The following is a 24356-nucleotide window of genomic DNA, read 5'->3' as shown; positions in this document are numbered from 1 at the left end:
CCGATGATCGTCGACATCGTCTCCGATTTCGTCTGCCCGTGGTGCTACATCGGCAAGCGCAACCTCGACGCGCTGCGCGCCGAACTGCCGGTCGAGACGCGCTGGCATCCCTATCTGCTGCACCCTGACATGCCGGCGGGCGGCATCGAGCGCGCCGCCTTCATGCGCGCCAAGTTCGGCGACGACAGCGAGCGGCTGCGCGGCATGGGCGCGGCGATCGAGCAGGCGGCGCGCGAGGCGGGGCTGTTCATCGAGATGGGCAAGGTCGCTCGCATCCCCGACACCCGCGACGCGCACCGGCTGATGCGCTGGGCGACCGGGCAGGGCGTCGCCGACGCGCTTGCCGAGCGGCTGTTCGCGGCGCATTTCGCCGATGGCCGTGATATCGGCGATCGCGCGACGCTGGCCGAACTGGCGGGCGAGGTCGGGCTCGACCCGGCGCTGGTCGCCGAACTGCTGGCCGGCGACGCCGAGCGTCACTTCGTCGATACCGGGTCCGATCAGGCGCGGGCGGCGGGGATCAGCGGCGTGCCGACGATCATGGTCGGCGCCGATGCGGCACAGCGCGAACAGGTCCGCGACTGGAGCCGCCGCGCCGGCACCGTCGCCGGTAATTGGCTTTTCGTCGAACGCAAAAGCGCCTGAAATCAGCGGCCTGGGGATCTGGGTTAATGTCTGTCCGTAATCTGTTCGTTACACGATTCTACGAGGGCGACCTCGGCGACGATGATCTGCTCGTCGAGCTGGAAGACGCCTGCCACGACCTGGCCGCCAACGACCGCGCCGGGCGGCGCTGGTCGAAGGAGCACGGCTATCGCGGCTATACCTCCTACGCCTCGCTCAACGACCTGCCGCTGCGCGACCCGCGTTTCGCCGACCTGGTGAAGCTGCTCAACCGTCACGTCTCGAAGTTCGCCGAGGCCTGCGCGATGGACCTGCCGAAGCGGCTCAAGCTCGACAGCCTGTGGGTCAACATCCTCAAGCCCGGCGGCGGCCATTCGGGGCATATCCACCCACATAGTGTGATCTCCGGCACCCTCTACGTCGCGGTGCCGGCGGGATCGGGCACGCTCAAGCTCGAAGACCCGCGGCTGCCGCTGATGATGGCCGCTCCCGCGCGCCTGCCCGACGCGCCCGAGGATCAGCGCAGCTTCGTCTATGCCGAACCGAAGCCCGGCACGATCTTCCTGTGGGAAAGCTGGCTGCGCCATGAGGTCGTCCCCAGCAACGCCAAGGACGACCGCATCAGCATCAGCTTCAACTACAGTTAGAAACTACTTCTCGACGCCGAGCTGACTCAGCATGAACGCCTGCCACTCCGCATTCTGGCGATAACGCTCGAAGCGGCCCGACTTGCCGCCGTGGCCGGCCTCCATGTTGACGCGGAACAGCAGCGGATTGCTGTCGGTCTTCATCTCGCGCAGCCGCGCTACCCATTTCGCCGGCTCATAATATTGCACCTGGCTGTCCCAGAGGCCGGTGCCGACATAGAGCGCCGGATAGGGTTTCGCCGCGACATTATCGTAGGGCGAATAGCTCAGCATATAGTCGTAATAGGCTTTCTGCGCCGGGTTGCCCCATTCGTCATATTCGAAGGTGGTGAGCGGGATCGAGGCGTCAAGCATCGTCGTCACCACGTCGACGAACGGCACCTGCGCGACGATCAGCTTATAGTCCTCGGGCGCCATGTTGGCGACGGCGCCCATCAGCAGCCCGCCGGCGCTGCCGCCCATCGCCGCGACCCGGTCTTTCGCGGCATATCTGGTCGCGACGAGGTGACGGGTGACGTCGATGAAGTCGGTGAAGCTGTTCTTCTTCTTCAGGAGATGGCCGTCGTCGTACCAGCCACGGCCCATTTCCTGCCCGCCGCGGATATGCGCGATCGCGTAGACCACGCCGCGGTCGAGCAGACCGATGCGGCCGGCGTCGACGGCGGGGTCGGTCGAATAGCCGTAGCTGCCATAGGCGTATTGAAACAGCGGCGCGGTGCCGTCGAGCTTGGTGCCCTTCCGGTACACCACCGACACCGGCACCTTCACCCCGTCGCGCGCGGTCGCCCAGACGCGCTCGGTGACGTAGTTGGCGGGGTCGTAGCCGGGGACGGGCGCGACCTTCAGCACGCGGCGCTCGCCGGTCTTCGCGTTGACCTCATAGGTCGTCGTCGGCGTTACCAGCGAGGCGTAGGTGTAGCGCACCCATGGCGTGGCCGGCTCCTCGTTGACGTCGAGCATCATCCGATAGGCGGGCTCGTCGGCAGTCACCGCCGTCGACTTGCCGTCGTCGCCGAGTAGCCGCACCTTGCGGTTGCCGCCCTCGCGCTCGTCGATGGCGATGAAGCCCTCGAACGGCTCGAAATTCTCGATGAAGACCTTGTCGCTCGCCGGCGTCAGGTCGCGCCACGCGGCGACGCCGTTCGCTGCGTCGGCGTCGGCGAGCGTCACCAGCTTGTAGTTCTTCGCGTCGCGGTTGGTGCGGATGATCCAGCGGTTGCCGAGGTGGTCGGCGCTGTAGCGGAACTCGCGGGCGCGCGGCGCGAGCACGGTGAAGCTGGTCGGCGCCGCGGTTGGGGCGCAACGCTGCTCGTCGCTGACCGTGCTCTGCGAAATGATGCAGACGAAGCGGTCGTCGGCGGTGCGGCCGATGCCCATCGAGAAGGTGTCGTCCTTCTCCTCGTAGATCAGCCTGTCGCTCGCCACCGCGGTGCCCAGCGCATGCGCCTTCACCTGATAGCCGCGCAGGGTGGTGGCGTCCTTGGCGACGTAGAGCACGCTCTTGCCGTCGCCCGACCAGACGACGTTCGGCTCGATGTTGTCGACCGTATCGGCGAACACCTTGCCGGTGGTGAGGTCCTTCACCTTCAGCACATATTGCCGGCGGCCGACGATATCCTCGGCCCAGGCGACGAGCCGGTTGTCGGGGCTGACCGCCCAGTCGCCGATCGCGAAGAACGCCTTGTCCTTCGCCATCGCCGGCTGGTCGAACATCGTCTCGGCCGGCGCGTCGCGGCTGCCCTTGCGCCGCTCGATGATCGAATAGTCGGCGCCGGTCTCGAATCGGGTGCCGTACCAATAGCCGTTCTTCTGGTAGGGGACCGAGCTGTCGTCCTGCTTGATGTGCGCGACGGTCTCTTCGTAGAGCTTGTCCTGCAGCGGCTTCAGCGCCTTCAGCTGCGCATCGGCATAATCGTTCTCCGCCTTCAGATAGGCGAGCATGTCGGGGTTCTTGCGGGTGTCGTCGCGCAGCCAGTAATAATCGTCGGCGCGCGCGCCGTTGGGCGAGGTGACCTGGAAGGGCCGCTTGGCGGGCTTCGGCGCCGTCTGCGCCAGCGCGCCACCCGACATCACCAGCGCCACGCCGGCCAGCATCATCCACCGCGTCATCATCAGCTCCCCCGTTCGAATGCGGCGAGGATGGCGCGATTCTCAGCCGCCGGTCAACGCGCCTCCCGCGCCAATCGCTCGTCGAGCAGCCGCGCATATTTGTCGGCATAGGCGCTGCAGGCGCCGGGATCGAGGAAGGGGTTGGGGGAGGCGCCTTCGATCAGCCGCGCCATCTTCTCGACGCCGCCCGAATGGACCGGATGGGCGCTGATCAGCATGTCACACGGCAGTTCGCGCAGCCGGGCGAAGCTGTAGCGGAAGGCGGTGACCACAGCGGCGTTGGCCGGGTCGGAGAAGCGGTAGCCTTCTGCCGACACCGGGTTGAGGCTGGCGCCGAACACCATGTCGACGCAGCGCTCGCCCTCGCAGCTCTTCCACGTCCAACTCATGCTGCCTGCGGTATGGCCGGGCGTGGCGACAGCGGTGACGATGACATCACCAAGCCGCACCTTCTCGCCGTCGCGCACCATCCGCAGCCGTTCGACCGGCGGGAAGGGCAGCAAATCCGCCATCTGCGGATCATCGGGGCCGTTGCGCCCGCGCTTCAGCACCGCGCCGGCCGGCTTGCTCGCCACCACCAGCCCGCCGGTATCGCGCGTCAGCGCGGCGAGGCCGCCGGCATGGTCGTAATGCGGCTCGGTGCTAAGGATCAGCTCGACGTCTTTCAGGCGGAAACCGAGCTTGACGATGTTGTCCTCGATCGCCGGCACCGCCTGCGGCAGCGCGCCATCGATAAGTATAAGGCCGGTCTTCGTTTTGATCAGCGCGACGTTCATGCCGCCGAAGCCGACGAGATAGGTGTTGCCGAAGACTTTCACTGGCGGCTGCGGCGTCAGCCACTGCTTGGCAAAGTCGGGCGCGATTGGGCGAAGGAGGGGGTCGTCCGCCGGGGCCGCCGCCGCCAGCATCGTCAACGCGAGGGCTGCTCCGATCCGTTTCATCTTACCGCCGCTTGCTCTGGAAACTGCCGATCACCGGCTTCTTGGGTGCGGGCGGCGGAGCCGGGGGCGCCGCCTTCGGCTTCACCTCCTCGCCTTTCGCCACCTTGGCGAGGCCGCGCGACAGCTGCAGCACGCCGTTCAGCCGCGCGTCGGGGCCGCCCCAGTCGCGCGACACCACCATCTTCTGGTCGGGGCGCAGTTTCGCGGTGCCCTTCAGCCGGTCGATATAGTCGAACAGGCCCTTGGGATTGGGGAAGCCGCCCTGGAAGCTGACAATGGCACCGCGCGGCCCGGCCTCGATCTTCGAGATGCACGCCACGCGGCAATTCTGTTTGGTTTCAAGCACCATGATGAGGTTCTTCACCTCGGCCGGCAGCTTGCCGAACCGATCGATCAACTCGGCGGCGAAGCCATCGATGGCGCGGCGGTCCTCGAGCTCGCTCATCCGGCGGTAGAGCGCCATGCGCAGGTTGAGGTCGGGGACATAATCCTCGGGGATGAGGATCGGCGCGTCGACGGTGATCGTCGGGCTGAACGCATCCTCGGGCGGCTTCAGACCCTGACTTTCGGCGCGGGCGGCGACGATCGCGTCCTCCAGCATCTGCTGGTAGAGTTCGAAGCCGATCTCGCGGATATGCCCCGACTGCTCGTCGCCGAGCAGATTGCCGGCGCCGCGGATGTCGAGGTCGTGGCTGGCCAGCTGGAAGCCGGCGCCCAGCGAGTCGAGGCTCGATAGCACCTGCAGCCGCTTCTCCGCCGTCTCGGTGATCGACATGTCGGCCGGCGTGGTCAGATAGGCGTAGGCGCGGATCTTCGACCGGCCGACGCGGCCCCTGATCTGGTAGAGCTGCGCGAGGCCGAACATGTCGGCGCGGTGCACGATCAGCGTGTTGGCGCTCGGGATGTCGAGCCCCGATTCGATGATCGTCGTCGAGACCAGCACCTCATATTGCTTGTCGTAGAAGGCGCTCATGCGCTCCTCGACCTCGGTCGGCGACATCTGGCCGTGCGCGATGACATAGCGCACCTCGGGCACGCTCTCGCGCAGGAATTTCTCGATATCGGGCAGGTCGGCGATGCGCGGCGTCACGAAGAAACTCTGGCCGCCGCGGTAGTGCTCGCGCAGCAGCGCCTCGCGCGCCACCACTTCATCCCACGGCATGACGTAGGTGCGCACCGCGAGGCGGTCGACCGGCGGCGTAGTGATCACCGACAGCTCACGCAGCCCCGACATCGCCATCTGCAGGGTGCGCGGAATCGGCGTCGCAGTGAGCGTCAGCACATGGACATCGTTCCTAAGCGCCTTCAGCCGCTCCTTGTGGACGACGCCGAACCGCTGCTCCTCGTCGACGACGACGAGGCCGAGCTGCTTGAATTCGATGCCCTTGGCGAGGATGGCGTGGGTGCCGACGACGATATCGACCGAGCCGTCGGTCAGCCCCTCGCGCACCTTCTTGGCCTCGCCCGAGGCGACGAGCCGCGACAGCTGGCGCACCTCGACCGGGAAGCCGGCGAAGCGCTCGCGGAAATTCTGGTAATGCTGGCGCGCAAGCAAGGTGGTGGGGCAGACGATCGCCACCTGCATCCCCGACATCGCCGCGACAAAGGCAGCGCGCAACGCCACCTCGGTCTTGCCGAAGCCGACGTCGCCGACAACCAGCCGATCCATCGGATGCCCCGACGACAAGTCGCCGATGACGTCGTCGATCGATTTCTGTTGGTCGTCGGTTTCGGCATAGGGGAAGCGGTCGACGAACTGCGCATAGGCCGACGGATCGACCTCGGCGGCGGGGGCGGGGCGGGTGGCGCGGGCGGCAGCGGTCTTCAGGATTTCGCCCGCGATCTCGCGGATGCGCTCCTTCATCCGCGCCTTGCGGGCCTGCCACTGCACGCCGCCGAGCTTGTCGAGCGACACGCCTTCGTTCTCGGCGCCGTAGCGCGACAGCGCGTCGATATTCTCGACGGGGACGTACAGCTTGTCGCCGCCGTCGTAGGTCAGCATCACGCAGTCGTGCGGCGCGTTGCCGACCGGGATGGTGGTCAGCCCCTCGTAGCGGCCGATGCCGTGGTCCTGATGGACGACGAGGTCGCCGGGCGTCAGCATCGCCAGCTCGGCGAGGAAGGCGTCGGCCTTCTTCACCCGCTTCCGGCGGATCAGCCGGTCGCCGAGCATGTCCTGCTCGGTCAGCACGGCGAGGCCGTCGACCGTGAAGCCATGCTCCAGCGGCACCACCGCCATCGCCACGCGCCCATCGGCGGCGGCGCCCAACGCCTCCTGCCAGCTATCGGCGAGCGCGAACTTCTTCAGCCCATGATCGGTGAGCAGGCCGCCCAGCCGCTCGCGCGCACCAGCCGTGTAGCTGGCGAGCACGACGCGCGTCTTCGCCTTGCGCAGCGCATCGACGTGGCGCTGCACCGCCTCATAGACATTCTCGTTCGCCGCGCGCTCGGGGGCGAAATCGCGCGCCGGCTCGGCGCCGAGGTCGACGGCGCGCGCCGTGTCCTCGGGCACATGGAACGGTGAGGTGAGGTGGACGCGGTGCGCCGCGAGCCGCTCGCGCCATTCCTCTGGCGGCAGGTAGAGCGCGTTCGGCGCGAGCGGCCGGTAGCTGCCCTTCGAAGTGGCGAGCGCGGCGGTGCGGTTGTCGTAATAGTCGGCGATCGCCTCGAAGCGCTGCTCGGCGGCCTTCTCGGCGCCGGCATCGCGGACGATGACGTCGTCGTCGCCGAAATAGTCGAACAGGGTGGCGAGGCCGGGCTCGAACAGCGGCAGCCAATTCTCCATGCCTGCCAGTCGCCGCCCGTCGCTGATCGCCTGATACAGCGGATCGCCGGTCGCCGTCGCCCCGAACGCCTCGACATAGCCCTTGCGGAAGGTGCGCACCGTTTCGTCGGTGAGCAGGATTTCCGAGACCGGCATCAGGGTGAAGCCGGGGCTGGTCTCGACGGTGCGCTGGCTGCCGGGGTCGAAGCGGCGCACCGTCTCGATCTCGTCGCCGAAGAAGTCGAGACGCAGCGCCAGCTCCTCGCCCGCCGGAAACAGATCGAGCAGGCCGCCGCGGATCGCGAACTCGCCGGCCTCCGCCACCGTGTCGGTGCGGACATAGCCGTTCGACTGCAGCTTTGCCGCCAGCCGGTCGCGGTCGATGCGCTCGCCGGGCGCGATGCGCGCGGTCAGCGCGGCGATGCGGCCCGGCGCCAGCGTGCGTTGCGTCAGCGCGTTGACCGTGGTCACCACCAGCTCGGCGCCCTGCTGCTTCGCCGCCAGCGCGGCGATGCCGGCGAGGCGGTCGGAGGTAACGCGCAGACTCGGCGAGGCGCGGTCGTAGGGCAGGGTGTCCCAGGCGGGAATGAAGATCGTCGTCAGTTCGGGCGCGAAATAGGTGGCGGCGTCGAGCACGCTGCGCGCCGCGGCTTCATCCGGCGCCACATAGACGGCGCGGCCCTTGGCGGCGCGCGCGAGGTCGGCGAGCAGCCACGGCTGAAACCCCGCCGGCACGCCGGCGAGCGTCAGCGATTCCTTCGCCTGAACGAGCCGCTTGAAATCGATCACGTCCTAATCCTCATCGGGCCTTGCCGATGAAATCGAGCTTCATCAGCGCGTCGAGCAGCGGCCCGTGATAGCGCGCCGGCGGCGCCTGCCGGCCGAGCGCCCAGGCCATGATATCGACGTCCTGCTCGGCAAGCAGATCCTCGAACCAGTCGAGCTCTTCGCTATTCCAGCCGGCGGCATAGCGGTCGGCGAAGCCGCCGATCATCAGATCGGCTTCCTTGGTGCCGCGGTGCCAGGCGCGGAAGGCGATGCGCCGGCGGCGGAAGTCGAGATCGTCGGTCATGTGGGCTTTCGCGGAATCGGCAACGGCGCGACACCGGTAGAACCGGCCCGCGCCATCGTTTAACGTCGCGGTCGGATACCCCATGCGTCCCAGCATCCTCAACCCCCTGTTCGCCGAAGCCTCCGCGCTGAAAGGCGTCGGACCCGCGGTCGCCCGCGGGCTCGCGCGGCTGGGTCTCAACCGGGCAGTCGACCTGCTGTTCCACCTGCCGGTATCGGCGATCGAGCGATTCCGCGTCGAGGAGCTGTCGATGGCGTGGGTCGACCGCATCGTGACGGTCGAGCTGCGCGTCGTCGGCCACGACGCCGGCGGCCCGCGCTCGCCGACGCGGGTGCGCTGCATGGACGAGGCCGGCAATCCGGTGACTCTGGTCTATTTCTCCGACCGCGGCGGCTACGCGAAGAAACTGCTGCCGGTCGGCGAGCGCCGCCTCGTGTCGGGGCGGCTCGAACGCTACGGCCAGGCGCTGCAGATGGTGCACCCGGATCATGTCGTGCCGGTCGGCACCGCCGACACCATCCCCGAGCGCGAGCCGGTCTACGGGCTGACCGAGGGCATCGCCAACCGCCGCATGGGCGTGCTGGTGCAGTCGGCGCTGGAGCGCGCGCCCGAGCTCGACGAGTGGATCGAGCCGAGCGTGCTGTCGACGCGAGGCTGGCCGGCGTGGCGCGAGGCGCTGACCAAGGTTCACGCGCTCGACGCCGAAGGACCGGCGCGCCAGCGGCTCGCCTATGACGAACTGTTCGCCAACCAGCTCGCGCTGATGCTGGTCCGCGCCGATACCCGCCGCCGGCGGGGGCGACCGCTGCCGGTGACGGGGAAGCTCGCCGAGGCGCTGACGGCGAAGCTGCCCTACCGCCCGACCGGGGCACAGCTCCGCTCGGTCAACGAAATCAACGGCGATCTGGCGCAGGCGTCGCCGATGCTGCGGCTGCTGCAGGGCGATGTCGGGTCGGGCAAGACCTTGGTGGCGCTGCTGGCGATGCTGACGGCGGTCGAGAGCGGCGCGCAGGCGGCGATGCTCGCGCCGACCGAAATCCTTGCCCGCCAGCATCTCGCCAACCTCACCGCGCTGCTTGACGGCTTGCCGGTCAAGGTCGCGATCCTCACCGGGCGCGAGAAGGGCCGCACCCGCGCCGAGACGCTGGAGCGGCTGGCCGCCGGCGATATCGACATCCTCGTCGGCACCCATGCGATCTTCCAGGAGGCGGTGACCTACCGCGATCTCGGCTTCGTGGTGATCGACGAGCAGCACCGCTTCGGCGTCCACCAGCGGCTGATGCTCGCCGCCAAGGCCGAGTTGCCGGCGCATGTGCTGGTGATGACCGCGACGCCGATCCCACGCACGCTGACCTTGACCGTGTACGGCGAGATGGATGTGTCGCGGATCGACGAGATGCCGCCGGGCCGCCAGCCGATCGAGACGCGCGTCACGGCGCTCGAACGGCTGATGGAAGTCTATGCCGGCGTCGGCCGCCATATCGCCAACGGCGGGCAGGCCTATTGGGTGTGTCCGCTGGTCGAGGAGTCGGAGAAGGGCGACCTCGCCGCCGCCGAGGAGCGCGCCGCGTCGCTGCGCGAGCATTATGGCGCGGCGATCGGCGTCGTCCACGGCCGCATGAAGGGGCCGGAGAAGGACGCGGTGATGGCCGAGTTCGCCGACGGCCGCCTGTCGGTGCTGGTCGCGACCACCGTCATCGAGGTCGGAGTCGACGTGCCCAACGCCACCCTGATGATCGTCGAGCAGGCCGAGCGCTTCGGCCTTGCCCAGCTCCACCAGCTGCGCGGGCGGGTCGGGCGCGGCAGTGGCCGCTCGGTATGCCTGCTGCTGCGCTCCCCGGCGATTTCCGAGACGGCGCGCGCGCGGCTGGCGCTGATGCGCGAAACCAACGACGGCTTTCGCATCGCCGAGGAGGATCTACGCCTGCGCGGCGCCGGCGAAATCCTCGGCACCAAGCAATCGGGCGAGGCCGAATGGCGGCTGGCCGACCCGGTGCAGATGGCCGAGCTGCTGCCGGTTGCCCGCGACGACGCGCGGCTGCTCGTCGACCGCGACGGCGGGCTGTCGAGCGCGCGGGGCCAAGCGGCGCGTACCTTGCTCTATCTGTTCGAGCGGGATGCGGCGGTCGGTCTCTTGCGGTCGGGCTGAGCGGCGGGCAAAGGCAGCATTCCATGCGCATCCTGCTGATCGCCATCACTCTGTTCGCGACGCCCGCCGCCGCGGCGCCCGACAACGCCAGGCTCTTCGAGCGGGCGGTGGCCGCCTATGAGGCGAAGCGCTTCAAGGCGGCGCGCCACGATTTCCAGAAGCTCGCCGATCAGGGTTCGGCGATCGCCGAGACGATGCTCGGCACGATGTACGCGGAAGGGCGCGGCGTGAAGGCGGACGACGCCACCGCCGCCGCTTATTTCTACCGTGCCGCCAACCGTGGCTATGCCCCGGCGCAGCTCGCGCTCGCCGACGCCTATGCCGACGGCAAGGGGACGTGGGTCGACCTGCCGGGCGCCTATATGTGGGCGCGGCTGGCGCAGGTGCGCGGCCACGGGGTGACGGCGCAGGCCGGGGGGCAGACCGCCGCCGAGGTCGCGCAGAAGATCACCGAAGCGGAGCGTCGCCGCGCCGACCGCTGGGTGCTCAACTGGCGCCCGTGGTCGACCTCGGCCCGCTAACGACGCTCTTACGCCGCGGTGAGCACGCCGTGGCGCTTCTTGCCCGCCGACAGCTTCACCTGACCCGAGACCGCGATGACATAAGCCTCGTCGGTTACTGATTCGCCGTCGACGCGGGCGCCGCCCTGCGCGATCAGCCGCCGCGCCTCGTTCTTCGAGGCGACGAAACCCAGTTGCAGAATCGCGTCGATCAGCCCGATCGAGCCCGATACCGCGAGCGTGGGCAGGTCGGCGCCCGCCGAGCCCTGCTCGAAGGTGGTGCGCGCCGTTTCGGCAGCGGCAACAGCGGCTTCCGGGCCGCGGCAGAGCGCGGTCGCGGCGTCGGCCAGCACCTTCTTGGCGTCGTTGATCTCGGAACCCTGCAGCGCCTCCAGCCGCGCGATCTCGTCGACGGGAATATCGGTGAACAGCCTCAGGAACTTGCCGACGTCGGCATCGTGGGTGTTCCGCCAGAATTGCCAGTAATCATAGGCGGGCAAGCTGTCCTCGTTCAGCCACACCGCGCCCGACATGGTCTTGCCCATCTTGCCGCCGTCGGCGGTGGTGATGAGCGGGGTGGTGACGCCGAACACCTCGACGCCGTCCATGCGGCGGGTCAGCTCGATGCCGTTGACGATGTTGCCCCACTGGTCGGAGCCGCCCATCTGCAGGCGGCAGTTCGCGCGACGCTGCAGCTCCATGAAGTCATAGGCCTGCAGGATCATGTAGTTGAACTCGAGGAAGCTTAGCGACTGTTCGCGGTCGAGGCGCAGCTTCACCGAATCGAAGCTCAGCATGCGGTTGACCGAGAAATGCTGGCCGACATCGCGCAGGAACGGGATGTACTCGAGCTTGTCGAGCCATTCGGAATTGTCGAGCATCACCGCGTCGGTGGGGCCGTCGCCGAAGGTCAGGAAGCGCTCGAAGATGCGCTTGATCGAATTGACGTTCGACTGGATTGAATCCGCGCCGAGCAACTTCCGCGCCTCGTCCTTGAAGCTCGGGTCGCCGATCTTGCCGGTGCCGCCGCCCATCAGAACGATCGGCTTGTGGCCGGTCTGCTGGAGCCGGCGCAGCAGCATGATCTGCACGAGGCTGCCGACGTGCAGCGAGGGCGCCGTCGGATCGAAGCCGATATAGCCGGGCACCACCTGCTTCAGCGCCAGCGCATCGAGCGCGGCGCCGTCGGTCGTCTGGTGGATGTAGCCGCGTTCGTCTAGGACGCGGAGCAGATCGGAGCGGTAGGCTGTCATGGCGCGCCGCGCTTAGCATGGAGTTGGTCGACGTGGGTAGCGGCTTGCGGCTTGCGGTCGGATTGATGTCGGGCACCTCGATGGACGGCGTCGACGCCGCACTGATCGAGACCGACGGCGAGACCATCGTCCGCCCGATCGAGCATCATTCGCAGCCCTATGACGAGGCGATGCGCGCCAAGCTGCGCCGCGCGATGGAACTGGCGCTGGCGATGGACGCACCGGCCGCCCACAAGGAGATCGACCGGATCGCGCTCGATCTGACCGTCGCGCATGACGAGGCGGTCGAGGCGCTGCTCGAAAAAGCGGGCGTCGCCCCCGACGACGTCGACGTCATTGGCTTCCACGGCCAGACCGTTGCACACCGCCCCGACCGGCGCTGGACCTGGCAGATCGGCGACGGCGCGCTGCTGTCGAAGCTGTCGGGCGTCACCGTCGTCGATGATTTCCGCTCGGCGGACGTGGCGGCGGGCGGGCAGGGCGCGCCGCTGGTGCCGGTGTTCCACCGCGCGCTGGTCGAGCCCTTGCGCGAAGTGCCGGGCCTCGGCTGTCGGCAGGCGGTGGCAGTGCTCAATTTGGGCGGCGTCGGCAACATTACCTGGTTCGGCAGCCGCGACGACGACATGATCGCCTTCGACACCGGCCCCGGCAACGCGCTGATCGACGACTGGGTGCGCGAGCAGGGCGGGCTCACCCATGACGAGGGTGGGGCGCTGGCGCTGTCGGGCAAGGTCGATGAGGCGCGGCTGGCGGCGATGTGCGAGCTGCCGTGGTTCGCCGCGCCGCCACCCAAATCGCTCGACCGCAATGATTTCTCGATCGCCGGCGTGAAAGGGCTGTGCCTCGCGGATGGCGCCGCGACCCTTGCCGCCTTCACCGCCGAATCGGTGCGCATCGGCCTCGGTCATGTCCCCGAGCCGACCGCGCGGCTGCTGGTGGCGGGCGGCGGGCGGCACAATGCGGCGCTGATGACGATGCTGCGCCAGCGACTCAACATGCCCGTCGATCCGGTCGAGGCGGTGGGCTGGGATGGCGACATGCTCGAGGCGCAGGCCTTCGCCTATCTCGCGGTGCGCGTGCTCGACGGCAAGCCCACCAGCTTCCCGACAACGACCGGCGTTCCGCAACCGATCGGCGGCGGGCGAGTTCATCGGTCATGAAGAAACTCTTCCTCCTCGCCGCGCTGCTCACGGGCAGCGCCGCCTCCACCACAGTTGGCGCCGCCACCCCGGAGAGCTACGCCGCGCTCGAAGCCAAGGTCGCCACCGCCTGCGCGAAGGCCACCGGCTTCACCAAGCCGTACGTCGGCAAGAGCACGATCCGCTTCAGCGACGATGTCGGCTACGACACGCGCCTCGTCAGCGGCATCTACCCGCAACCGCACATGAAGGGCGCGCAGGGGTTGATGCTGTGCCTCTACGACCGTCGCAGCGGCAAGGTCGAGGTGCAGGACGCCGCAAACTGGTGGTCGCGCGCCAAATAGGCGTCAGCCGACGACGTTGATCCCGAACAGCCGCACGCCGATCTCGGTGCGCGGCTGGTGCGCGCTGTCGGGGCCGTAGAGGATGTAGGTGCCGGGGCCGATGCGCCGGTCGCCGTCGATCATCTCGCCCGACAGCACCAGCACTTCCTCGCCGTAGCGGTCATGCTGGTCGACATGCGGCCACTGGGCGCCCGGGTCCATGTCGACGATCCAGGCGCGCACGCCACCCGCCGTGGGCAGATCGCGGCGATAGCAGCCGGGGCCCACCTCGATGGCGGCGACGGTGTCGATGTTCAGGCAATCCATGCTAACTCTCTCCGCTGTCGGTCAGCCTCTGCTAGCGGCGGCGTGCCGCGGGTTCGCCCGTATTTGTGTCGCCGGGGCCGGCAGATCGCCGGTAGGGAGAGACTGTGACGCTCGACGACAAGGATGAGGCGTTGTTGCTGGCGCTGGAGCGCAATGCGCGGGCAAGCGTCGTCGATCTGGCGCGGCGCATCGGCCTGTCGCGCAGCGCGACGCAGGACCGGCTGGCGCGGCTGGAGCGCTCAGGGGCGATCGCCGCCTACACCATCGATCGCGGCGCTATGTCGGCCAGGCCGCGGCTGCGCGCCTGGCTGTTCGTGCGCAACGGCGCGGGCGGGCGCTGCGAGACGACGTTGCCCGAACTGGCGAAGCACCCCGAGATCGTCACCGTGCATGCGCTCGCCGGCGAGATCGATCTGCTCGCCGAGGTGAGCGCGGCGGACACCGCCGATCTCGACCGCATCGTGCAGGCGATCCGGCTGGCGCGCGGCGTCGACAGCGTCGAGACGCGGCTGGTGCTGTCGACGCCGTTCGAGCGGCGAACCAAGGCTTAGCGGGGAAGCGCTGCCATGCGCGCGTCGATATAATTCTCGACGAGGCCCTGAAGCTCGACCATTTCCTTTTCGAAGAAATGGTTGGCGCCCTCGACCACCTCATGGGTGATGGTGATGTGGCGCTGCGTCTTCAGCTTGTCGACGAGCTTCTGCACGCCGCCGGCGGTCACCACTTCGTCGTTCGCGCCGTTCACGATCAGGCCCGAGGACGGGCAGGGCGCGAGGAAGCCGAAGTCGTAGAGGTTGGCGGGTGGGGCCACCGAGATGAAGCCCTTGATCTCCGGCCGGCGCATCAAAAGCTGCATGCCGATCCAGGCGCCGAAGCTGAAGCCGGCGACCCAGGTGATCTGCGCTTCCGGGTTGAACTGCTGCATCCAGTCGAGCGCCGACGCCGCGTCGGACAGTTCGCCGATGCCGTTGTCGAACTCGCCCTGGCTGCGGCCGACGCCGCGGAAATTGAAGCGGAGCGTCGAGAAGCCGCGCTTGGTGAAGGCGTTGTACAGCATATGCACGATGTGGTTGTTCATCGTGCCCGGATGCGGGTGCAGGATGATCGCCACCGGCGCGCGGGGACGGGTACCGGGCTGGTAGCGGCCCTCGAGACGGCCGTCGGGGCCGGGGAAAATGACTTCAGGCATGGCGAGCGCCTATATATGGGACAAGCCCGACTCCGCAACCGGAACCGCTCTCGCTGCCATGCCCGCCTATCTCGACTATAACGCCACCACGCCGATCGAGCCCGCCGCCGTCGAGGCGATGACGGCCGCCGCGCGGGCGTGGGCGAACCCGTCGTCGGTGCATGGCGCGGGGCGGAAGGCCAAGGGCGCGCTGGAGGCAGCGCGCGAACAGATGGCGCGCTATCTGAGCTGTCAGCCGCAAGCGATTGTTTTCACGAGCGGCGGTACCGAGGCGCTGGGGCTCACGCTTCACGGCGTGCCGGCGGCGACGCGGATTGTATCGGCGGTCGAGCATAGCGCGGTGCTGGCGCAGGCCGGGGGCGCGATCGTCGCGCCGGTGGATGGCGATGGGATTATCGATCTCGCGGCGTTGGAAGGACTGCTGGCGCAGGCGGAAGGCCCGGTGTTGGTCGCGGTGATGCAGGTCAACAACGAGACCGGCGTCATCCAGCCGATCGACGGGGTGTTGCGCCTCGCCCGCGATCATGGTGCGCGGGTGCTGGTCGATGCGGTGCAGGCGGCGGGCAAGCTGTCGCTGCCGGCGGCCGATTTCGTCGCGGTGTCGGCGCATAAACTCGGCGGGCCACCTGGTGTCGGCGCGCTGATCGTCCGCTGTGCTGAGGATCTGAGCGCGGTACAGCGCGGCGGCGGGCAGGAGCGGGGTTTTCGCGCCGGCACGGAGAATCTGCCGGGAATCGCCGGCTTTGCCGCGGCGCTGGAGGCGCGCGCCGATACGAACTGGATAGCTCGCGTCACGGAGATGCGCGATCGGCTGGAGGAACGGCTGCGCGCCGGAGTGCCAAGTGTCGAGATCTTCGGCGCGGGTGCGCCGCGCCTCGGCACCACCAGCTGCATCCGCATGCCCGGCGTCGCTGCCTCGACGCAGCTCATCGCGCTCGATCTCGCCGGCTATCAGGTGTCGAGCGGCGCGGCCTGCTCGTCGGGCAAGGTCAAGGCCAGCCATGTCCTGGCGGCGATGGGTATCGGGCCGGAGGCCGCCGGTGAGGCGATCCGGGTGAGCCTCGGCTGGCACACGACCGCCGCCGAGGTCGAGAGCTTCGCCGAAGCCTGGACATCGCTGGCGAAGCGCCAGGCGGCGAAAGCGGCCTGATGGCGGCGCCGATCTACCTCGACTATCAGGCGACGACCCCGGTCGATCCGGCGGTGGCAGCCGCGATGCAGCCGTTCCTGCTCGACCGGTTCGGCAACCCGCATTCGCAGCATCGCCCCGGCTGGGAAGCCGAAGCGGCGGTCGATAACGCCCGTGCGCAGATCGCGCGCCTTCTCAACATGCTGCCCGAAGCCCTTGTTTTTACGAGCGGCGCTACCGAGGCGACCAATCTCGCGCTGAAAGGTGTGCTGACCGCGCCGGGACAAGCGCGGCGGCGCATCGTCACCGTTGCGACGGAGCATAGCTGCGTGCTCGATACCGCCGAGTACCTCCGTGAGCTTGGCGCCGAACTGACCGTTCTGGGCGTCGATGCCGATGGGCTGATCGACCTCGACGCGGCCGCCGCTGCCATCGGCGACGATGTCGCGATCGTCTCGGTAATGGCGGTCAACAACGAGATCGGCGTGATCCAGCCCGTTGCCGAGGTGGCGGCGCTGGCAAAGCGCGCGGGTGCGGTGATGCACTGCGACGCGGCGCAGGCGTTCGCCAAAATCCCGGTGGACGTCGACGCGCTCGGCGTCGATCTGCTCAGCCTGTCAGGACACAAGGCCTATGGTCCCAAGGGCATTGGCGCGCTCTACGTGCGCCCCGGCACGCGCCTTGCGCCGCAGATGCACGGTGGTGGACAGGAGGGCGGCGGGCTGCGCTCTGGAACGCTCGCGCCGATGCTGTGCGTCGGCTTCGGCAAGGCCGCCGAGGTGGCGGCGGCACGCCTCGACGCTGATGCGGCGCATGTTCGGGAATTGTGGGACCGGGCGCTCGCCGCCCTCGATGTGCCCTACAGTCTCAACGGCTCAGCCACCGCGCGCTGGCACGGCAATCTCAACCTCTGCTTTCCCAGCGTCGATGGCGCGCGGCTTCTCGCCGATTTGCGTGGCCTGGCGGTATCGGCGGGTGCCGCCTGTGCTTCGGCGAAGGGCAAGCCCAGCCATGTGCTGGCGGCGCTCGGGCTGCCCGACGCGCTGGCGAAGGCGAGCCTGCGCATCGGCTGGGGGCGGTTCACGACCGCCGACGAGATCGACCGGGCGATGGCGATGATCAACGATGCGGTGCGGGCACAGGGGGTGAGGGCGGCGTGACGAAGGTGAAGTTCGTGTCGGCGGACGGGCGTAACAGCGTCGAGGCGGAAGGTGCCGCAGGTATCCGGCTGCTCGAACTGGCGCAGGCCCACGACCAGCCGCTCGAGGGCGCCTGCGAAGGCGCGATGGCCTGCTCGACCTGCCATGTCATCGTTGCCGAGGGCGATTTCGCCAAGTTGCCGCCGGCCAGCGACGAGGAAGAGGATATGCTCGACTTCGCTTATGGCGTCGGCCGCACCTCGCGGCTCGCCTGCCAGATCTGGCTCGGCGAAGGGCTCGACAGCCTGGAAGTGCGCATGCCGGGCGGCAGCGCCAACATGCAGCGACGCTAGATTAGGGCTTCGGCTCGGTCGGCTTCTCCGGCGCCGGTGCGGGCGTCGGTTCCGCTGCGGGCGTCGTGGCTGCCGGGGCGGGCGGCTCAGCCGCAGGGGCGTCGGCCGGCGCCGGCGTCGCTTCGCCGGGCGCCGTGGCGGCTGGCGCTGCCACCGGATCGGGATCGGTCGGCGCGGCGGCGGGAATCTGCTCGACCGGATGGGTCTCGTCGTAATCCTCGGGCGGCGCGCCGTCGTGGATCGCATTCCAGCGGTACTGGAGATAGGCCGACTTCACCGTCGCATATTCGTCGGCGCTGCCCTCGAGCAGCGGGTCGGCGGTGTCCATCACATAGGAACGGGTATCGGCGAGCTCGAGGCCGGTGACGCCGATCGTCTCCATCGTGTCGAGATTGGCCTCGTTGAGCGCCAGCCGGTAGGGGTCGCTGAAGCGCTCCACCGCGAAGCCGATGGTGTCGCGCACCGTCGAGGGGCCGAACAGCGGCAGCATGACATAGGCGCCGGAATCGAGGCCCCAGACCGCGAGCGTCTGACCCAAATCCTCGGGTTCTTCGGGCAGGCCCATGTCGGTCGCATGATCGGCGAGGCCGCCGACGCCGAGCGTGGTGTTGATCAGGAAGCGCGCCGCGGTGCGGAACGCCTGGCGGACCTTGCCCTGCAGCACCGCGTTCACGAACGAGAAGGGCTCGTCGACATTGTTGAAGGCATTGCCGATGCCGCGCTGCGCGGCTTTCGGAGTCACCGCGCGGTAGACCTTGGTTGCCGGGGTCACCACGGCTTTGTCGAGCCCGCGGTTGAACTTGTAGACGCCGCGGTTGGTCTTTTCCCACGGATCGCGTTCGGCCGCGAGCTGGTTGCCGGGAGTCGTCGCGCAGGCGGCAAGAAGGCTGGCCGTCAACAAGACGGCAACGCGAGTGGCGCGCAATTCGAATCTCCCAAACCCTGACTCAACCCGATGGGCGAACCTTTTGGAAGCAACATGGGTCCACGCGAGTCAATCCGTTGACCGCATATAAAGATATATTTATATCTGCATCCGATGCAGAACGCCCTGCCCATCTTCCGCGCGCTGGCCGATCCGACGCGGCTTCGCATTCTGTCGCTGGTGCGGCGGATGGAGCTTTCGGTCGGCGAACTCGCGCAGGTGCTGCGCCAGAGCCAGCCCCGCGTCTCGCGTCATGTGAAAATCCTCGCCGACGCCGGGCTGATCGATCGCCACAAGGAAGGGGCCTGGGTGTTCCTGCGCCCCGGACATGGCAAGGCGGCCGGGCCGGCATTCGCAGCCCTCGATGCCTGGGGTGTCGATGTATCGACCGGCGATGTCGAGCGCCTGGGCGCCGTTCGCGCCGAACGGGTCAGCGTCGCCGAGGAGTATTTCGCAGCGCATGCCACCGAGTGGGACAGCCTTCGCACGCTGCACATCGCCGAGGCCGAGGTCGAAGCGGCGATCGAGCGCGCACTGGCCGACCGGCCGCTCGGCACATTGCTCGACATCGGGACCGGGACGGGGCGGATGATCGAGTTGCTGGGCCCCACCGCGGGCGACTCGCTGGGCATCGACCGCAGCGTCGACATGCTGCGCGTTGCCCGCGCCAAGATCGAGGCGGCGGGGCTGCCGCGCGCGCAGGTCCGTCAGGCCGACATGTATGCGCTGCCGGTCGAACGGGATGGCGCCGATACCGTGATCCTGCACCAGGTGCTGCATTTCGCGCATGAACCCGCGCAGGCCATTGCTGAAGCGGCGCGGGTGCTGGCACCCGGCGGCCGGCTGCTGATCATCGATTTCGCGCCGCACGACCGCGAGGAATTGCGGTCGCAGCATGCGCACACGCGCCTCGGCTTCGAGGACACGCTGGTCTGCGGCTGGCTAGCGGAGGCGGGGCTTGCGGCGCGCGTCGCCGACCGCCTGACCGGCGGGCCACTCACCGTCACTCTATGGATCGGGGAGCGCGCCGCGCGGCCCCAAGCGGAGGCCGCATGACGCTTTCCCTCGCCCAGATGTCGGAGGCCGCGCGCGCGCTCGGCGCGCCGCTCTATGCCGACCTTGCCGGCGATATCGATATCTCGTTCGAATTCTTCCCGCCGAAGACCGAGGCGATGGAAGCGACGCTCTGGTCGTCGATCGAGACCCTTGAGCCACTGCAGCCGCGCTTCGTGTCGGTGACCTATGGCGCCGGCGGCTCGACGCGCGAGCGTACGCACAACACCGTCGCCCGCCTCGTCCGCGAGACCTCGCTGACCCCGGCGGCGCATCTGACCTGCGTCGATGCCAGCCGTGACGAGATCGACGAGGTCGCGCGCGACTATTGGGCGGCGGGCGTCCGCCACATCGTCGCGCTGCGCGGCGACCCCTCGGTGCCCGGCCAGCCGTTCAGCGCGCGTGCCGACGGCTATGCCAGCGCCGCCGAACTGGTCGCGGGGCTGCGCAAGGTCGGTGACTTCGACATTTCGGTCGCGGCCTACCCCGAGGCGCACCCCGAAGCGGCGTCGCTCGCGACCGATATCGACCATCTGAAGCGCAAGCTCGATGCCGGCAGTCACCGGGCGATCACCCAGTTCTTCTTCGAGCCCGATACCTTCTTCCGCTTCCGTGACGCGGCGGTCGCCGCCGGAGTCACCGCCGAGATCGTGCCGGGCATCCTGCCGGTGTCGAATTTCGCGCAGACCCTGAAAATGGCGACGATGTGCAAGACCGCGATCCCGGGCTGGATGGAGCGGCTCTTCGTCGGGCTGGAGGACAAGCCGGCGGCGCGCCAGCTCGTCGCCGCGACCGTCGCCGCCGAACTCTGCCGCCGGCTCTATGCCGGCGGTGTGCGCCAATTCCACTTCTACACGCTCAACCGGGCGGAGCTCGCCTACGCCATCTGCCACCTGCTCGGCGTGCGCCCGCAGGCCGGCAATCTGCAGGAGAAGGCCGCATGACCATTCGCAGCGAAGCGGCCGAGCGGCTGCGCGCCGAGGCGGCGAAGCGCATCCTGCTGACCGATGGCGCCTTCGGGACGATGATCCAGAGCTACGGGCTGCAGGAAGCCGACTATCGGGGCAGCCTCGACCTCAATCACGACCAGAAGGGCAACAACGACATGCTGGCGCTGACGCGCCCGGACGTGATCGACGAGATCACCCGCGCTTATCTCGCGGCAGGGTCCGATATCGTGTCGACCAACACGTTCAACGCGACCAAGATCAGCCAGGGCGACTATGGCGCCGAGGCGCTGGTGCGCGACATCAACCTTGCCTCGGCGCGGATCGCCCGCAAGGCGGCGGACGACGCGCAGGCGGCGGACGGCAAGCCGCGGTTCGTCGCCGGCGCGCTCGGGCCGACCAACAAGACGCTGTCGCTGTCGCCCGACGTCAACGATCCGGGGTTTCGCGAGGTCGATTTCGACAGCGTGAAGGAGGTCTATGTCGAGCAGATCGCAGCACTTCTCGACGGTGGCGTCGACTTCATCCTGATCGAGACGATCTTCGACACCTTAAACGCCAAGGCGGCGATCATGGCGGTGCTCGAGGAAGGCGACCGGCGCGGCGTCGAGATCCCGCTGATGATCTCGATGACCATCACCGACATGTCGGGCCGCAATCTCTCGGGCCATTCGATCGAGGCCTTCTGGTACGCGGTGCGCCATGCCAAGCCGCTGACCATCGGCCTTAATTGCTCGTTCGGCGCCGACCTGCTGCGCCCGCACGTTCAGGCGCTCAACGGCATCGCCGATACGCTGATCATGGCCTATCCGAACGCCGGCCTGCCCAACGACCTCGGCCAGTATGACGAGCAGCCGCACACCACCGGCGGCTTCATCGGCGAATGGGCGGACAGCGGCCTCATCAACATCGTCGGCGGCTGCTGCGGCTCTACCCCGGCGCATATCGCGGCGATGGCGGCGGCGGTGAAGGATCATCTGCCGCGCGCAATCCCTACGCTGACGCCCGCGATGCGGCTCGCCGGGCTCGACCCGATGACGCTCGCAGCCTGAAGGATATGACGTCGATGAGTTCGAGTGCGTTGGCGGCAGTATCGGGAGATGACGCGGGCGTGGAGGCCGCGCCGGTGGTGGCGACCTTCGTCAATATCGGCGAGCGCACCAACGTCACCGGCTCGGCCAAGTTCAAGAAGCTGGTGATGGCCGGCGACTATGCCGCCGCGGTCGATGTCGCGCGCCAGCAGGTCGAAAGCGGCGCGCAGGTCATCGACGTCAACATGGACGAGGGCCTGCTCGACGCCGAGTACGCCATGACCACCTTCCTCAAGCTCATCGCCGCCGAGCCCGACATCGCGCGCGTGCCGGTGATGGTCGACAGCTCGAAGTGGAGCGTTATCGAGGCGGGGCTGAAATGCGTCTCGGGCAAGCCGATCGTCAATTCGATCAGCATGAAGGAAGGCGAGGCGGCGTTCCTCGCGCAGGCGCGCACCTGCCGCCGCTACGGCGCCGCCGCCGTCGTCATGGCGTTCGACGAGGTCGGCCAGGCCGACACCGCGGCGCGCAAGCTCGAGATCTGCGGCCGCGCCTACGACCTGCTGGTCGCCGACGGCTTCCCGGCCGAGGACATCATCTTCGATCCAAACATCTTCGCGGTGGCGACGGGTATCGAGGAGCACAACAATTACGGCGTCGACTTCATCGAAGCCTGTACCGCGATCAAGAAGCGCTGCCCGCATGTCCGTATCTCGGGCGGCGTCTCCAACCTGTCGTTCTCGTTCCGCGGCAACGAGCCAGTGCGCCGGGCGATGCACTCGGTGTTCCTCTACCACGCCATCAAGGCAGGGATGGACATGGGCATCGTCAACGCCGGCCAGCTCGACGTCTACGACACCATCGACCCCGAGCTGCGCGACGCCTGCGAGGACGTCATCCTCAACCGCCGCGACGACGCGACCGAGCGGATGCTCGACCTCGCGGAGAAGTTCAAAGGCGGCGGCGAAGTCGCTGAAAAGCAGGCCGAAGAGTGGCGCAGCTGGCCGGTCGAGCGCCGGCTGTCGCACGCGCTGGTCAAGGGCATCGACGCCTATGTCGTCGAGGACGCCGAGGAAGCGCGTCGGCTGGCGACGCGGCCGATCGAGGTCATCGAAGGCCCGCTGATGTCGGGCATGAACGTCGTCGGCGACCTGTTCGGCGAGGGCAAGATGTTCCTGCCGCAGGTGGTGAAGTCGGCGCGTGTCATGAAGAAGGCGGTCGCCCACCTGATCCCGTTCATCGAGGCGGAGAAGTCCGAAGGCGCCAAGGCCAAGGGCAAGGTGGTGATGGCGACCGTTAAGGGCGACGTTCACGACATCGGCAAGAACATCGTCGGCGTCGTGCTCCAGTGCAATAATTTCGAGGTCATCGACCTTGGCGTCATGGTGCCGTTCCACGACATCCTGAAGGCGGCCAACGAGAATGACGCCGACATGATCGGCCTGTCGGGCCTGATCACGCCGTCATTGGACGAGATGGTCACCGTTGCGACTGAGATGGAGCGGCGCGGCATGACGATGCCGCTGTTGATCGGCGGCGCCACGACGAGCCGCGTCCACACCGCGCTGCGCATCGAGCCGGCCTATAGTGGCCCGACCATCCACGTCCTCGACGCCAGCCGTGCCGTCGGCGTCGCCTCGGCCTTGGTGTCGGAAGGCGACATGAAGGCCGAACTCGTCGACCGCACCGCCGGCGAATATGAGGCGATCCGCACCGCGCGCGCCGGCAAGGGCGAGAGCAAGCTCGCCACCTTGGCGGCGGCGCGCACCAACAGCTTCAAGACCGATTTCGTCGCGCATCCGCCGGTGAAGCCGAAGATGGCCGGCCTTCGCCTGTTCGAGGATTACGACCTCGCCGAGCTGGTGCCCTACATCGACTGGACGCCGTTCTTCCGCGCCTGGGAGCTGGCGGGCAATTATCCCGCGATCCTCGAGGATGCCGTGGTCGGCGAGAGCGCCCGCGCGCTATTCGACGATGCGCAGGCGATGCTGAAGAACATCGTCGAGGAGAAGTGGCTGACCGCGCGCGCCGCGATCGGCTTCTGGCCGGTGCGCCGCATCGGCGACGATGTCGTGCTCTACACCGGCGAGGACCGGACCACCGAACTGACCCGCTTCGCCTTCCTGCGCCAGCAGGTCGAGAAGCGGGAAGGGCGCGCCAACATGTGCCTCGCCGATTTCATCTCGCCCGACGAGGACTGGATCGGCGGCTTCGCCGTCACCGCCGGCCTCGGCATCGACGCGCATCTGGCGCGCTTCAAGCAGCAGAACGACGATTATCAGGACATTTTGCTGAAGGCGCTCGCCGACCGGCTCGCCGAAGCGATGGCCGAGCATATGCACCTGCGCGTCCGCCGCGAGTTCTGGGGCTATGCGCCGAACGAGAATTTCTCGAACGACGAGCTGATCCGCGAGAAATACGAGGGCATCCGTCCGGCGCCCGGCTACCCGGCCTGCCCGGACCACAGCCACAAGCCCGAGCTGTTCCGCCTGCTCGACGCCGGCGCGACGGGGATGACGCTGACCGAGAGCTTCGCGATGCTGCCGACGGCGAGCGTCTCCGGCTTCTACTTCGCGCACCCGCAGAGCGAATATTTCGGCGTGGCGCGGATCGGCCCGGACCAGGTGGCGGACTATGCCGAACGGCGCGGGGTGACGGGGGAGCAGGCCGAAACCTGGCTGCGGCCGAACTTGCACTAGGCGCCGCACGCCTACATCCGTCATTCCGGCGAAAGCCGGAATC

At 68.2% G+C, this 24356-nt stretch carries 22 protein-coding genes; 14 read left to right on the top strand and 8 right to left on the bottom strand.

Annotated features, from left to right (window positions below):
• Window positions 1–3: 3 nt before the first annotated feature.
• Window positions 4–645, top strand: coding sequence for a DsbA family oxidoreductase (locus ACFOMD_RS14575; RefSeq protein WP_380862644.1), 642 nt, complete (start codon window positions 4–6; stop codon window positions 643–645).
• A gap of 26 nt (window positions 646–671) precedes the next feature.
• Window positions 672–1271, top strand: coding sequence for a TIGR02466 family protein (locus tag ACFOMD_RS14570; RefSeq protein ID WP_380862642.1), 600 nt, complete (start codon window positions 672–674; stop codon window positions 1269–1271).
• Window positions 1272–1274: 3 nt separating this feature from the next.
• Here ACFOMD_RS14570 and ACFOMD_RS14565 read toward each other — a convergent pair whose 3' ends face one another.
• Genes ACFOMD_RS14565 through ACFOMD_RS14550 form a run of 4 tightly spaced genes read right to left on the bottom strand, consistent with a single transcriptional unit; the run spans window position 1275 to window position 8157 of the window.
• Window positions 1275–3380: a S9 family peptidase gene (locus tag ACFOMD_RS14565; protein ID WP_380862640.1), complete on the bottom strand. Its 2106-nt coding sequence runs from the start codon at window positions 3378–3380 to the stop codon at window positions 1275–1277.
• A gap of 53 nt (window positions 3381–3433) precedes the next feature.
• Window positions 3434–4321, bottom strand: a complete 888-nt coding sequence (bla, locus tag ACFOMD_RS14560; RefSeq protein ID WP_380862638.1) for a subclass B3 metallo-beta-lactamase — start codon at window positions 4319–4321, stop codon at window positions 3434–3436.
• A 1-nt stretch (window position 4322) separates the two neighbouring features.
• Window positions 4323–7874, bottom strand: coding sequence for a transcription-repair coupling factor (gene mfd, locus ACFOMD_RS14555; RefSeq protein WP_380862636.1), 3552 nt, complete (start codon window positions 7872–7874; stop codon window positions 4323–4325).
• A gap of 10 nt (window positions 7875–7884) precedes the next feature.
• The gene (locus ACFOMD_RS14550) at window positions 7885–8157 is read right to left on the bottom strand and encodes an FAD assembly factor SdhE (RefSeq protein WP_380862634.1); all 273 of its coding nucleotides are present in this window, start codon (window positions 8155–8157) and stop codon (window positions 7885–7887) included.
• Window positions 8158–8239: 82 nt separating this feature from the next.
• On the opposite strand from ACFOMD_RS14550, the gene recG reads away from it, so the two are divergent.
• Both recG and ACFOMD_RS14540 read left to right on the top strand, forming a co-directional pair.
• A complete protein-coding gene (gene recG, locus ACFOMD_RS14545; protein ID WP_380862632.1) occupies window positions 8240–10306 on the top strand; it encodes an ATP-dependent DNA helicase RecG in 2067 nt (688 codons plus the stop codon).
• A gap of 23 nt (window positions 10307–10329) precedes the next feature.
• Window positions 10330–10827, top strand: coding sequence for a tetratricopeptide repeat protein (locus ACFOMD_RS14540; protein ID WP_380862630.1), 498 nt, complete (start codon window positions 10330–10332; stop codon window positions 10825–10827).
• Between the two features lie 8 nt (window positions 10828–10835).
• Here the strand turns inward: ACFOMD_RS14540 and tyrS are convergent, their stop codons facing one another.
• On the bottom strand, window positions 10836–12059 hold the full coding sequence (gene tyrS, locus ACFOMD_RS14535; protein WP_380862628.1) for a tyrosine--tRNA ligase: 1224 nt from the start codon (window positions 12057–12059) through the stop codon (window positions 10836–10838).
• Window positions 12060–12091: 32 nt separating this feature from the next.
• Here tyrS and ACFOMD_RS14530 point away from each other — a divergent pair, with 32 nt between their 5' ends.
• Window positions 12092–13219 carry an anhydro-N-acetylmuramic acid kinase gene (locus ACFOMD_RS14530; protein ID WP_380862626.1) on the top strand — a complete coding sequence of 376 codons (1128 nt, stop codon included), beginning with the start codon at window positions 12092–12094 and terminating at the stop codon, window positions 13217–13219.
• On the top strand, window positions 13216–13542 hold the full coding sequence (locus ACFOMD_RS14525) for a hypothetical protein (RefSeq protein ID WP_380862624.1): 327 nt from the start codon (window positions 13216–13218) through the stop codon (window positions 13540–13542). Before ACFOMD_RS14530 ends, ACFOMD_RS14525 begins: the two co-directional genes overlap by 4 nt.
• Window positions 13543–13545: 3 nt before the next feature.
• Here the strand turns inward: ACFOMD_RS14525 and ACFOMD_RS14520 are convergent, their stop codons facing one another.
• Complete coding sequence (locus ACFOMD_RS14520) at window positions 13546–13848, bottom strand: cupin domain-containing protein (protein WP_380862622.1); 303 nt, start codon at window positions 13846–13848, stop codon at window positions 13546–13548.
• A gap of 104 nt (window positions 13849–13952) precedes the next feature.
• Between ACFOMD_RS14520 and ACFOMD_RS14515 the strand changes: the two genes are divergently transcribed.
• Window positions 13953–14399, top strand: coding sequence for an Lrp/AsnC family transcriptional regulator (locus ACFOMD_RS14515; protein ID WP_380862620.1), 447 nt, complete (start codon window positions 13953–13955; stop codon window positions 14397–14399).
• Here the strand turns inward: ACFOMD_RS14515 and ACFOMD_RS14510 are convergent.
• Window positions 14396–15037, bottom strand: coding sequence for an alpha/beta hydrolase (locus ACFOMD_RS14510; RefSeq protein WP_380862618.1), 642 nt, complete (start codon window positions 15035–15037; stop codon window positions 14396–14398). The two genes, ACFOMD_RS14515 and ACFOMD_RS14510, sit on opposite strands and share 4 nt — an antisense overlap.
• Here ACFOMD_RS14510 and ACFOMD_RS14505 point away from each other — a divergent pair.
• Genes ACFOMD_RS14505 through ACFOMD_RS14495 form a run of 3 tightly spaced genes read left to right on the top strand, consistent with a single transcriptional unit; the run spans window position 15036 to window position 17658 of the window.
• On the top strand, window positions 15036–16187 hold the full coding sequence (locus ACFOMD_RS14505) for a cysteine desulfurase family protein (protein WP_380862616.1): 1152 nt from the start codon (window positions 15036–15038) through the stop codon (window positions 16185–16187). The two genes, ACFOMD_RS14510 and ACFOMD_RS14505, sit on opposite strands and share 2 nt — an antisense overlap.
• On the top strand, window positions 16187–17326 hold the full coding sequence (locus ACFOMD_RS14500) for a cysteine desulfurase family protein (RefSeq protein WP_380862614.1): 1140 nt from the start codon (window positions 16187–16189) through the stop codon (window positions 17324–17326). Before ACFOMD_RS14505 ends, ACFOMD_RS14500 begins: the two co-directional genes overlap by 1 nt.
• On the top strand, window positions 17323–17658 hold the full coding sequence (locus ACFOMD_RS14495; RefSeq protein ID WP_380862612.1) for a 2Fe-2S iron-sulfur cluster-binding protein: 336 nt from the start codon (window positions 17323–17325) through the stop codon (window positions 17656–17658). Before ACFOMD_RS14500 ends, ACFOMD_RS14495 begins: the two co-directional genes overlap by 4 nt.
• 1 nt (window position 17659) lies before the next feature.
• Here the strand turns inward: ACFOMD_RS14495 and ACFOMD_RS14490 are convergent, their stop codons facing one another.
• On the bottom strand, window positions 17660–18556 hold the full coding sequence (locus tag ACFOMD_RS14490; protein ID WP_380862610.1) for an MlaA family lipoprotein: 897 nt from the start codon (window positions 18554–18556) through the stop codon (window positions 17660–17662).
• Between the two features lie 141 nt (window positions 18557–18697).
• On the opposite strand from ACFOMD_RS14490, the gene ACFOMD_RS14485 reads away from it, so the two are divergent.
• From ACFOMD_RS14485 to metH, 4 genes are read left to right on the top strand one after another with little or no spacing between them, the layout of a single operon-like run.
• Window positions 18698–19639 (top strand): ArsR/SmtB family transcription factor, encoded by a 942-nt coding sequence (locus tag ACFOMD_RS14485; protein ID WP_380862608.1) that lies wholly within the window; start codon window positions 18698–18700, stop codon window positions 19637–19639.
• Window positions 19636–20580: a methylenetetrahydrofolate reductase gene (gene metF, locus ACFOMD_RS14480; RefSeq protein WP_380862606.1), complete on the top strand. Its 945-nt coding sequence runs from the start codon at window positions 19636–19638 to the stop codon at window positions 20578–20580. Before ACFOMD_RS14485 ends, metF begins: the two co-directional genes overlap by 4 nt.
• Window positions 20577–21635 (top strand): homocysteine S-methyltransferase family protein, encoded by a 1059-nt coding sequence (locus ACFOMD_RS14475; protein ID WP_380862604.1) that lies wholly within the window; start codon window positions 20577–20579, stop codon window positions 21633–21635. The genes metF and ACFOMD_RS14475 overlap by 4 nt, the downstream gene beginning before the upstream one ends.
• A gap of 14 nt (window positions 21636–21649) precedes the next feature.
• Window positions 21650–24313: a methionine synthase gene (gene metH, locus ACFOMD_RS14470; protein ID WP_380862602.1), complete on the top strand. Its 2664-nt coding sequence runs from the start codon at window positions 21650–21652 to the stop codon at window positions 24311–24313.
• Window positions 24314–24356 lie beyond the last annotated feature (43 nt).

This window comes from Sphingoaurantiacus capsulatus (assembly GCF_042648405.1).
GTDB lineage: Bacteria > Pseudomonadota > Alphaproteobacteria > Sphingomonadales > Sphingomonadaceae > Sphingoaurantiacus > Sphingoaurantiacus capsulatus.
The sequence above is the reverse complement of the archived record's forward strand: the minus strand, read 5'-3'. Positions and strand labels throughout refer to the sequence as shown.

Coding starts and splice junctions, on each gene's coding strand:
- metF (WP_380862606.1), top strand. CDS start 19,636: ATGACGCTTTCCCTCGCCCAGATGTCGGAGGCCGCGCGCGCGCTCGGC.
- ACFOMD_RS14540 (WP_380862630.1), top strand. CDS start 10,330: ATGCGCATCCTGCTGATCGCCATCACTCTGTTCGCGACGCCCGCCGCC.
- ACFOMD_RS14575 (WP_380862644.1), top strand. CDS start 4: ATGATCGTCGACATCGTCTCCGATTTCGTCTGCCCGTGGTGCTACATC.
- ACFOMD_RS14505 (WP_380862616.1), top strand. CDS start 15,036: ATGGCGAGCGCCTATATATGGGACAAGCCCGACTCCGCAACCGGAACC.
- ACFOMD_RS14475 (WP_380862604.1), top strand. CDS start 20,577: ATGACCATTCGCAGCGAAGCGGCCGAGCGGCTGCGCGCCGAGGCGGCG.
- recG (WP_380862632.1), top strand. CDS start 8,240: ATGCGTCCCAGCATCCTCAACCCCCTGTTCGCCGAAGCCTCCGCGCTG.
- ACFOMD_RS14485 (WP_380862608.1), top strand. CDS start 18,698: ATGCAGAACGCCCTGCCCATCTTCCGCGCGCTGGCCGATCCGACGCGG.
- ACFOMD_RS14525 (WP_380862624.1), top strand. CDS start 13,216: ATGAAGAAACTCTTCCTCCTCGCCGCGCTGCTCACGGGCAGCGCCGCC.
- metH (WP_380862602.1), top strand. CDS start 21,650: ATGAGTTCGAGTGCGTTGGCGGCAGTATCGGGAGATGACGCGGGCGTG.
- ACFOMD_RS14500 (WP_380862614.1), top strand. CDS start 16,187: ATGGCGGCGCCGATCTACCTCGACTATCAGGCGACGACCCCGGTCGAT.
- bla (WP_380862638.1), bottom strand. CDS start 4,321: ATGAAACGGATCGGAGCAGCCCTCGCGTTGACGATGCTGGCGGCGGCG.
- ACFOMD_RS14550 (WP_380862634.1), bottom strand. CDS start 8,157: ATGACCGACGATCTCGACTTCCGCCGCCGGCGCATCGCCTTCCGCGCC.
- ACFOMD_RS14520 (WP_380862622.1), bottom strand. CDS start 13,848: ATGGATTGCCTGAACATCGACACCGTCGCCGCCATCGAGGTGGGCCCC.
- ACFOMD_RS14570 (WP_380862642.1), top strand. CDS start 672: ATGTCTGTCCGTAATCTGTTCGTTACACGATTCTACGAGGGCGACCTC.
- ACFOMD_RS14565 (WP_380862640.1), bottom strand. CDS start 3,380: ATGACGCGGTGGATGATGCTGGCCGGCGTGGCGCTGGTGATGTCGGGT.
- tyrS (WP_380862628.1), bottom strand. CDS start 12,059: ATGACAGCCTACCGCTCCGATCTGCTCCGCGTCCTAGACGAACGCGGC.
- ACFOMD_RS14510 (WP_380862618.1), bottom strand. CDS start 15,037: ATGCCTGAAGTCATTTTCCCCGGCCCCGACGGCCGTCTCGAGGGCCGC.